General features: G+C 74.6%; 9 protein-coding genes and 1 pseudogene. 6 read left to right on the top strand and 4 right to left on the bottom strand.

What is annotated here, in order from left to right:
• Positions 1-840 precede the first annotated feature (840 nt).
• Together HCN56_RS20615 and HCN56_RS20610 are read left to right on the top strand one after the other, a co-directional pair.
• Positions 841-1284 carry a hypothetical protein gene (locus HCN56_RS20615; RefSeq protein WP_167973323.1) on the top strand — a complete coding sequence of 148 codons (444 nt, stop codon included), beginning with the start codon at positions 841-843 and terminating at the stop codon, positions 1282-1284.
• A gap of 220 nt (positions 1285-1504) precedes the next feature.
• Positions 1505-2293, top strand: a complete 789-nt coding sequence (locus HCN56_RS20610) for an SAM-dependent methyltransferase (RefSeq protein ID WP_312871325.1) — start codon at positions 1505-1507, stop codon at positions 2291-2293.
• 143 nt (positions 2294-2436) lie between these two features.
• Here HCN56_RS20610 and HCN56_RS20605 read toward each other — a convergent pair whose 3' ends face one another.
• The 3 genes and pseudogenes from HCN56_RS20605 to HCN56_RS20595 form a co-directional block, all read right to left on the bottom strand.
• Positions 2437-2913, bottom strand: a complete 477-nt coding sequence (locus HCN56_RS20605; RefSeq protein ID WP_167973319.1) for a DUF5753 domain-containing protein — start codon at positions 2911-2913, stop codon at positions 2437-2439.
• A 34-nt stretch (positions 2914-2947) separates the two neighbouring features.
• A pseudogene (locus HCN56_RS27455) lies at positions 2948-3214 on the bottom strand (helix-turn-helix domain-containing protein); the annotation flags it as partial.
• 239 nt (positions 3215-3453) lie between these two features.
• Positions 3454-3690 (bottom strand): DUF397 domain-containing protein, encoded by a 237-nt coding sequence (locus tag HCN56_RS20595; RefSeq protein WP_167973325.1) that lies wholly within the window; start codon positions 3688-3690, stop codon positions 3454-3456.
• Between the two features lie 387 nt (positions 3691-4077).
• On the opposite strand from HCN56_RS20595, the gene HCN56_RS20590 reads away from it, so the two are divergent.
• Both HCN56_RS20590 and HCN56_RS20585 read left to right on the top strand, forming a co-directional pair.
• Positions 4078-4326 (top strand): DUF6480 family protein, encoded by a 249-nt coding sequence (locus HCN56_RS20590; protein ID WP_167973317.1) that lies wholly within the window; start codon positions 4078-4080, stop codon positions 4324-4326.
• A 689-nt stretch (positions 4327-5015) separates the two neighbouring features.
• Positions 5016-5897, top strand: coding sequence for a sigma-70 family RNA polymerase sigma factor (locus HCN56_RS20585; RefSeq protein WP_167973315.1), 882 nt, complete (start codon positions 5016-5018; stop codon positions 5895-5897).
• A gap of 24 nt (positions 5898-5921) precedes the next feature.
• Here the strand turns inward: HCN56_RS20585 and HCN56_RS20580 are convergent, their stop codons facing one another.
• Positions 5922-6836 carry a helix-turn-helix domain-containing protein gene (locus HCN56_RS20580; RefSeq protein ID WP_167973313.1) on the bottom strand — a complete coding sequence of 305 codons (915 nt, stop codon included), beginning with the start codon at positions 6834-6836 and terminating at the stop codon, positions 5922-5924.
• 387 nt (positions 6837-7223) lie between these two features.
• On the opposite strand from HCN56_RS20580, the gene HCN56_RS20575 reads away from it, so the two are divergent.
• A complete protein-coding gene (locus tag HCN56_RS20575; RefSeq protein WP_167973311.1) occupies positions 7224-8501 on the top strand; it encodes an inositol-3-phosphate synthase in 1278 nt (425 codons plus the stop codon).
• Positions 8498-9095 (top strand): SCO3242 family prenyltransferase (locus HCN56_RS20570; RefSeq protein WP_167973309.1); only part of this gene is annotated, 598 nt, incomplete at its 3' end. The genes HCN56_RS20575 and HCN56_RS20570, both read left to right, overlap by 4 nt.

Here is a 9095-nt window from a genome sequence, read left to right as displayed (position 1 = left end):
CCCCCCCCCCCGCGCCGTGCCCGCCGCGGCTCACCCCCGTCGGACCGTGCCCGCCGGACGGGCCTCCGGCCGATGCGTCGCGCGGGGCGGGCTCCGGCGTACGCGCCGGTCCGGCCGGTCGCGCGCCGCGCCGCACGCAACCGCGCGGGGCCGCCGCTCCGCATTTGCACCGGCCGCTGATAACCACCGGGACCGCTTCACCCGAAAGGGTTATTCGCCCGATGAACCGTCCGGGAGGACCGTCGGCACGGTGCCGCTGGGGCGCACGGGGCGCGACGCGACGCCGTCCCGGTCGAACACCGACGACCGTCCGGCGACTGAAACAGACCGCTCGCTCGCTCCTTTCGAACGAGCGAAGCGCGGCCGGCGCGTCGGGGCGCACATCGGGGCCGCGCTGTGCGCCCCGTCGGCACGTCAAGCCCCCTCGGTTTGCACGCTCGGGCGGGGATGGCCCCCGCCCGTCCGCGGCGCTACGGTTTCGCCCCCGGCACCCCGGCACCCCGGCACCCCGGGACTCCCGGGTTCCTCGACGCGGCACCGGGCACCGGGCACCGGCCGCCCCCACAGCAGAGGACCGACCATGAACCGACAGCATCGCGGGCCGTGCCCTCCGCCCGGCCGCCCGACGGCTCGGGCCGGCCGGTGCTCCCCACCGCCGCCGACCACGGACGCCCGCAGGCGGCGGCCCGGCCGGCCCGCCACTCGCTCCGCACCGTGCGCTCCTGACGCAGCATCATTTCGGACGTTGTCACCTGGCCGTAACCTGTCGTCTCCGCCGGACCGAGCGGGGCGGAACCGGCGGCCCGGGCCGCGCCGCGCTCCTGCCCTCCGATCTCGGGGGTGCATGTGCCAAGGACACTGACCACGCTCTCGTTCGCCGCCTTCTGCGGGTACCGGCGCGGCGCGTACCTCGACTACGCCACCCTGCGACTGGGATCGGCACGCGCCGGCAGGATCGTCGTGGACGCCACCTTCGCCGACCTCGCCCGGGAGTGGGGCAAGGTGCTCAGCAGTGAGAGCCCGGCCGCCGCGGCCTGGCGTTTCCTCACCGCACGCACCGAACAGGCGGCCCGGGCGGGGCGGGAGGCCGAGCGGTCCGGGCGGCGCCCCGGCCTCTCCGCGCGCCACGCCGACGCCGTCTCCCTGGTCCACTGCCTGCGCCTGTCGACGGACGAGGCGGCCGACCTCATCGGCGTTCCCCGCACCCGGCTGCTCGCCGACCTGCGCGCCGCGGAGCGCCGCCTCACCCCGCAGCAACATTCCTGCGGCATATTCCAGCCGTAGGACCCGGCTGCCGACTCTCCCGAAAAGGCCCGGCGTGCCCCCCGCGGGCCTCACCGGCCCGCACTGGCCGAATCGCGCCCCCGCGGCGAACCGTTGCCCACCGCATCGCTGGTCCGGCGCGAACGGCCGCGCCTAGCATGGGCCACCCGTCCGGCGTACAACCCCGGCGGGCGGCCGTTCGCGACCTCGGTACGCGCGAAGCGGTCGGCTACCAAGGGAGATTCACATTACTGTCGACGTCAGCAAGCCCAGTGTCGCGCGCATGTACGACTGGCTCCTCGGAGGCAAGGACAACTTCGCCTCGGACCGGGAAGCCTGCGACGAGTTGCTCCGCATCGCACCCAGCACCCGCGAACTGGCCGTGATCAACCGGCTGTACCTCAAGCGCGTGGTGCACTGGCTGGCCTCGAACGGGATACGGCAGTTCCTCGACCACGGCTCCGGCCTCCCCACGCAGGACAACGTGCACCAGGTCGCGCAGCGCGTCGACGAGAAGTGCAACGTCATCTACGTGGACAACGACCCCGTCGTCCTCGCCCACGGACGCGCGGCGCTGGACGAGAACGAGCGGACCGCCGTCATCCAGGCGGACATGCGCGACACCGAAGGCATCTTCGCGCACCCCGACACCCGACAGCTGCTCGACCTGAACGAGCCGGTGGCGGCGCTCTTCGTCAGCGTGCTGCACTGCATCCCCGACAGCGACGACCCGTGGGGGCTCGTGCGGCGCGTCGTCGACCGGCTGCCCTCCGGCAGCTACGTGGTGGTCTGCCAGCTGGCCAGCGACGACCAGGCCGTCCGGGAGTCGGTGACGGAGTTCATGCGCGAGACCACCGGCGGCACCTGGGGCAGGGTCCGCTCCTTCGACGAGGTGAACCGTTACTTCGAGGGGCTGGAGCTGGTCGACGAGCCCACGGACGTCTCGCTCTGGCAGCCCGACAGCGACGTCTCGCCCCGGCAGGCCACGCAGGAGTGGATCGAGTACGGGGCGCTCGCCCGCAAGCCCTGACCCCTCGCGCCGCGGACGTGCGAAGGGCGCCGCCCCGGGCCGGGGTGGCGCCCTCCGCACGTCCGCGTGCCGCACGTCCGCGTGCCGTGGTGGCCGGTCGGCGGTCGCCGGAGCCGGGCAGCGGCGGCGCACGCGCCGCGCGGTCAGTCCCGCGTCGCGTCGATGGCGCGCTGCAGTCGGTCGAGGGTGCCCTCGCGGTCCAGGGCTGCCTCGGCCATGAGCAGGAAGGTCTGCCGGTAGGCCTCGACCTCGCGCTGCGAGCTGAGGTAGCGGGCGCCGTGCAACTGCTCCAGGTAGACCATCTCCTCCGGCCCGCCGGCCGGGAACTTCAGGTAGGTCACCCCGGCGTTGGGCGCGGTGCTGCCGGCGGCCGCCGTGAACGGGATGATCCGGATGTTGATGCCCCGGGCGGTGTCGGCGAGATTCTGCAGGTGGCGCAGCTGACCGCGCATCACCGTGGCACCACCGATGGGACGCATCAGTACGCCCTCGTCCAACAGGGCGACCATCCGCGGCGCGCCCGCGGTCTGGAGGAGTCGCTGCCGCTCCAGCCGCAGTTCGACCCGGCGCTCGATGTGGAACGCGGAGGGGGTCGGGAAAGGCGAGCGAGACGACGGCACGAGCGTAGTCGGGCGTCTGGAGAAGGCCGGGTACGTACTGCATCTCGTAGGTGCGGATCTCGTCGGCGGCGGCCTCCATGCCGATCAGCCGCTCCAACCAGCCGGGCATGACGTCGCTGAACTGGTGGTACCACGCGCGATCGCCGGACTGCTTCAGCAGTCCGGCGATCCCCTCGCGCTCCTCGGAGTCGGTGACCCCGTAGAACTCGAGCAGGTCCAGCACGTCCTTGCGCTTCGCCGGGCTCTCACCACGCTCCAGACGCGACACCTTCGCCGGGGACGCCTTGATGACCGGCGCCACCTCCTTCAGGAGGTAGCCGTGGTCCACACGAAGCCGCCGCAGGTAGGTGCCGAGCACCTTGCCCGCGGCGACGGGCCCACCGGCGTCCTGGTCGGCTCGTGCGAGATCGAGCGGTACAACTTTGCGGTCCTGACGGTCCGGACGGTCCACCTGGAGCTCCTTCGACTGCGGACTTCGCGATCGTCAGTATCTCCGGATGCGGCCGGGCGGGGGCGCCGACCAGAGAGCGCCGGTCGGTTTCAGCCACTCACGAAGCCGAAGTCCCCACGTCGTGCTCCTTCGACGAACGCGGCGATCTCGTCACGCGTGTAAACGAGCGCGGGCCCCTCGGGGTGGCGGGAATTGCGCACCGCGAACCCACCGTCCGTGAGCTGTGCGATTTCAACGCAGTTGCCCTCCGGGTTGCTCGCGCTGCTCTTCACCCAGGTGACACCCTCGATCTCGGTGGCCGGGACTCCGTTGGCGAAGGACTCCATGAAAGTGTGCTCCAAACGCTTGGACCTGCGAGGAAAGATCGCACACGGCCGAGGGCTCCCGACTCCCGGCGCCACTGCGGCACCCGAGGCGAACGGCCCTTCCGCCTTCCGTGCGATTGCACCGTGAGGACGGCGCGACCACCATCATTGCCCACCCCGACCCACTTGATGCGTCGCACGTGCGGGAGTTTTGCGGGGAAGCCGGAGCGCGCGCCGGTGTGCGACACCCCCCGGACTCAGACAGGTGCACGACAAGGGGAAGAATCTGTCCGAACCGGCACCGTGCCGTCGCACCACCGGAGTACACCCGGGCGTGGCGCCCCGCGGCGGCCCCCGCCGTTCCGGGGGCGGATGTGTCAATCGCGTCGAACGGGTTACCCGAGGGCGATGAACCCACAGAGCCAGGACCCGGACCCGCGTGACACCGCGGGCGTCGACGCATCGGGGGCCCAGCAGACCGGCGACACACCGCCCGCCGAGGGCAGCATGTCGGAGAGCGGGCCGGCCGACACCAACAACCCGACCCGCGGCTGGGCGGGCGGTCCGCTCACCGCCTTGTTCGTCACCGTCGCGCTGGTGGTCGGCTTCTTCGTCTGCTACGCGGTCTGGATCATCGCCAACGGCGGCCCCGGCTGACCTCTCACCGACTCGAACAACCGAGCGCGGGGGGTGTCCGGAGGCGACGAGGCCTTTGGACACCCCCGCGTCGTCATGCTCAGGGAACCGGGTGGGGGCCCGGGCCGGGGTCCGGCTCCGGTGTCGGGCCGGGGGTCGGCGGCGGCGCGGGGCGCGGCGGGCCGGGATCGGGCTCCGGGTGGGGCTCCGGGCCCGGCCCGGGGTGCGGCGGACCGGGGTCCGGTGCGGGCCCAGGGGAGGGCGGGGGCTCCGGGTGCGGCGGCCCCGGGTCCGGCTCGGGGGTCGGGCCGGGGTGCGGAACCGGTTCCGGCGGGGGGACCGGCCCCGGGCCGTCGGGCGGGGGTGGCGGTACGGTCATCGGTTGCCTGCCTTCCGGCCGGAGGGGATGTCGCCGCGCGACGCGGACACGACGGGTGCCCCGCCCCGCGCGTTCTAATCGCTCCGCCCCGGCATCCGGAACCGGTTGCTCGCAGCCCGGCGACGCGGCGGCAGCGCGGCGCGGGCAACGGACAGGGGCGTCGGCCGCGCCCCCACCGCGCCCGCCCGTCATCCCCGTGGACCGCTGCGCAGGACGGACGCGCCGGGAGGCGCCATGGTGGTGGAGGGGAGTCGGCGGCTCGCACGGGCCGGCCTCCCCACCGAGACCGGTCGGCACCACGACCGGCCGCCGCCCGTCCGGGAGCAGCCCGATGAACGACACCGCACGTCCGGCCAGGGCCGTGCCACGGCGCGGCCGGCATCCCCACGACGACGCCCCCGACACCGCCCGGGAACAGGCCCTCCTGGCGACCCTGCCCGAGGGGCCGGCCCGGGAGGTGCTCACCGGCCGGGTGGTGCGCGCCTGGCTTCCGATGGCGCGGCGGCTGGCCCGCCGCTACCAGGGCCGGGGTGAGGACACCGAGGACCTGGAGCAGGTGGCCGCCCTCGGGCTGACCAAGGCGGTGCTGCGGTTCCGCCCCGAGCGCGGCAACGCCTTCGAGAGCTACGCCGTCCCGATGATCGTCGGGGAGATCAAGCGCCACTTCCGCGACTGCACGTGGGACGTGCACGTCCCACGCCGGGTGCAGGAGCTGCGTCGGGCGGTGCGGGAGGCGGTGAAGGACCTCGACACCGGCGACCACAGCGGGGTACCGGGGGCCGCCGCGCTGGCCGCGCACACCGGCCTCACGCCACAGGAGGTACGCCTGGGGCTGTCCGCGCTGGAGTGCTACTCAGTGCTCTCCCTCGACTCCGACCCCACTGCCCCGAGCGGCGGCCACACCCTGCTGGCGACGCTCGGCACGCTCGACCCGGGTTACCAGCAGGTGGTCCGGCGCGAGGCGGTGCGCCCCGGGCTGGACCGACTCGCCGAGCGGCAGCGCCGCATCCTCTACCTGCGCTTCTGGTGCGACATGACGCAGCGCTCCATCGCCGATCACTTGGAGATCTCGCAGATGCACGTCTCCCGGCTGCTCCGCGACACCTGCGAGCAGTTGCGCCGCGAGGTCGAGGAGCTGACCGGTCCGGACGGAGCCGGTCGGTCGGCCGGGGCCACCACCGCTGCCGACGGGGGGCCGGCCCGCGGGGGGTGACACGGTGCGCCCGCACGGCGGGCGCTACACGGCGAGGTCGGCCCCGTCCAGCAGGCGCGTCAGGATTCCCGGGGTCTCCGCGGGGGGCGCGGCCTGGACCGCGAGGTGGTTGACCACATCCCAGAGGTGCTCGACCTCGGTCGGCCGGTCGAGTTGGGCGACTGTGGCGTGCTGCTCGACGAACGCGACGTCCGGCAGCAGGCCGCCCGGGAGGCGGGCCAGCGTCACGGGACCGCCCAGCCCCGCGTGGCACCCGACGTCGAACGGCAGGATCTGCACGGTGACCTGGGGCAGCGCCGCCATCTCGCGGAGGTGGCGCAGCTGTCCGCGCATCGTCTCCGCGCCGCCGGCCGGTCGGCGCAGCGCCGACTCGTCGACCACCGCCCACAGCCGCGCGGCGGAGGGGCCCTCCAGCACGCGGGCGCGCCGGATCTCCAGCTCGACGCGGCGTTCGATCTCCGGCTCGCCCGCCGCCCGGTGGACGGCGCGGGAGACGGCGCGCGCGTAGTCCGGGGTGCGCAGCAGCACGGGGACGGTCTGCGGGGTCCAGCAGCGGATGACGGCAGCGGCCTGCTCGATACCGAGGTACGCCTGGGCGCTGTCGGTGAGCAGGTCGGCGTAGGTGTGCCACCAGCCGGGCCGGTTGGCCTGGGCGGCGAGGCCGAGCACCGTCTCGCGGACCGCCGGGTCGCGGACGCCGTAGAGGGACAGCAGGTCGCCGATGTCGCGGGGTTTGCATCCGGTGCGGCCGAGTTCGAGCCGGCAGATCTTCGAGTGCGAGGCGCCGATGACGGCGCCGGCCTCCTCCTGGGAGATGCCCCGGGCCTCCCGGAGGCGACGCAGCCGCAGCCCGAGCACCATGCGCGGCACGACGGGCCCGGCGTGGGTACGGGACCGGTCCTGGACGGGGGTGGCGGGCGGTGCGTCGGTGGTGCCCATGTCTCGCTCCCTGCTGTGGTGCGTGCCGGCGGGGCCGGGCCGCGGTGGTTCCGGCGGCCGGGACCGGCGGACGCGCTCGCACCGGACCGGCCAGCCTAGTGGCTCGGTGGCGGCGGCGTGGCCGAGTGGTGAAGGCCGGTGCGGAGCAGGCGAGTTCGGCCTCGGCGCACGCCGGGCGCATCCGGTCGCCGGCGGCGCGCTCCCCGGGCCGGCGGCGACTGGGGCGCACGGCCGGTGCGGGCTGGTCGGAGCATGTTTCGGCGAGGAAATCAGCGCATGACGAACGGGGTCGATATGTAAGGCCAGATGTATAATTCCATGATCGCTCGGGACTGGAGAACCGGCCCCGGACCAGCGGATTTCCGTCCCACTGGAGGCGTGCCCCACATGTCTGCACATCACGCTCCGTCCGCTCCGGCGGACTCCACGAACGTCGGCATCTGGATCGTCGGCGCGCGCGGTTCGGTCGCCACGACGGTTGCCGTCGGCGCCGCCGCGCTGGCAGGAAAGCTGGCCTCACCCACCGGCTGCGTCACCGAACTCCCGTTCTTCCGCGACGCCGATCTGCCGCACCACACCGAACTGGTATTCGGCGGACACGACATGGTCGGCGTGCCGCTGACCAAGCGCGCCGCCCAGCTCGCGGAGGCCGGGGTCTTCCCCGCCCACCTCCTGCCGCAGGTCGAGGACGCGCTGCGCGCGGCCGAGGAGGAGATACGCCCCGGCGCCGCCTCCGGCGAGGACCAGGACGGCGACCAGTGGGCCACCGTCACCCGGCTCGCCGCCGACCTCGTGTCGTTCCGGGAGCGCAACGCCCTGGAACAGGTGGTGGTCGTCAACCTCGCCTCGACCGAGGCGCCGGTCGAACCCCGCGCCGCGCACCGGTCCCTCCCCGAGCTGCGCGCCGCCCTGGAGTCGGGCGCGGACGTCCTGCCGCCCAGCGCCCTCTACGCCTACGCGGCCTTCCAGGCGGGCTGCGGCTATGTGAACTTCACGCCCTCCGTGGGCGCCTCGCTGCCGGCGCTCGACGAGTTCGCGCGCGAGGCGGGCCTGCCCTACGCCGGCCGCGACGGGAAGACCGGCGAGACCCTGGTCAAGACGGCGCTGGCCCCGATGTTCCTGCACCGGGCGCTGCGGGTGCGGGCCTGGTCGGGTACCAACCTGCTGGGCGGCGGCGACGGCGCCACGCTCGCCGACCCGGACGCCGCCCGGTCCAAGACGGAGACCAAGACCCGCGCGGTGCAGGACATCCTGGGCCACCCCGTCGAGGGGCTGGTCCACATCGACAACGTCCCCGAGATGACCGAGTGGAAGACGGCCTGGGACCACGTGCTGTTCGAGGGGTTCCTCGGCAACCGCATGACCTTCCAGTTCACCTGGCAGGGCTGCGACTCGGCGCTGGCGGCGCCCCTCGTTCTGGACCTGGTGCGGCTGGTCGCGATGGCGCGCCGCCGCGGCGAGGGCGGACTGCTCCCCGCGCTCGGCTTCTTCTTCAAGGAGCCCATGGGGAGCCGGGAGCACGACCTCACGCGCCAGTTCGACACGCTCGTCTCCTGGGCGACCGCCGACGACGCCGAGGACGCCGAGGACGCCGAGGGGCCGGACGCGCCCGGCGGGCCCGACGGCCCGGGGGCGCCCGCCGCCACCCCGGGCGGCGCCGCGTGACCGCCGGTACCGCCGCGCCCCGGGTCGCGGACCTCGCCGAGCTGGTCCGCGCCCCCGCCGCGCTCACCGTCCCCGGCGACGTCGTGGTCGGCGCCGCGGCGGCCGGCCGGCCGCTGGACGGGCGGACCGCCCTCACGGCCGCCGGTGCCGCCTGCCTCTACTGGGCCGGGATGGCCCTCAACGACTGGGCCGACCGCGAGGAGGACGCCCGCGACCGGCCCGCCCGGCCCATCCCCTCGGGGCGCGTCACCCCGAACGCCGCGCTGGCCACGGCGGTGGGACTGACCGCCGGCGGGCTGGCGCTCGCCGCGGCCGGCGGCGGCGGACGGGCCCTGCTGACCCGAGCGCTGCCCCTGGCCGGAGCGGTGTGGACGTACGACCTGGTCACCAAGTCGACCCCGCTCGGCCCACCGACCATGGCCGCGGCCCGGGCGCTGGACGTGCTGCTCGGCGCCGGCCCCGGCGGCGCCCGGCGGGCGCTGCCGGCGGCGGCGCTGACCGCCGGCCACGTCCTCGCCGTCACCCGGCTGAGCCGCCGCGAGGTGGCCGGTGCCGAAGCGGCGGACGCGGAGCAGGCGATGGTCGCCACCGCCG

Source organism: Streptomyces lonarensis (assembly GCF_012033735.1).
Lineage (GTDB): Bacteria > Actinomycetota > Actinomycetes > Streptomycetales > Streptomycetaceae > Streptomyces > Streptomyces lonarensis.
This window is presented reverse-complemented; position numbering and strand designations above follow the sequence as displayed.

Bases quoted from the DNA above. Each gene is read 5' to 3' on its own strand.
- HCN56_RS20575 (WP_167973311.1), top strand. From the start codon at position 7,224: ATGTCTGCACATCACGCTCCGTCCGCTCCGGCGGACTCCACGAACGTC.
- HCN56_RS20595 (WP_167973325.1), bottom strand. From the start codon at position 3,690: ATGGAGTCCTTCGCCAACGGAGTCCCGGCCACCGAGATCGAGGGTGTC.
- HCN56_RS20585 (WP_167973315.1), top strand. From the start codon at position 5,016: ATGAACGACACCGCACGTCCGGCCAGGGCCGTGCCACGGCGCGGCCGG.
- HCN56_RS20580 (WP_167973313.1), bottom strand. From the start codon at position 6,836: ATGGGCACCACCGACGCACCGCCCGCCACCCCCGTCCAGGACCGGTCC.
- HCN56_RS20590 (WP_167973317.1), top strand. From the start codon at position 4,078: ATGAACCCACAGAGCCAGGACCCGGACCCGCGTGACACCGCGGGCGTC.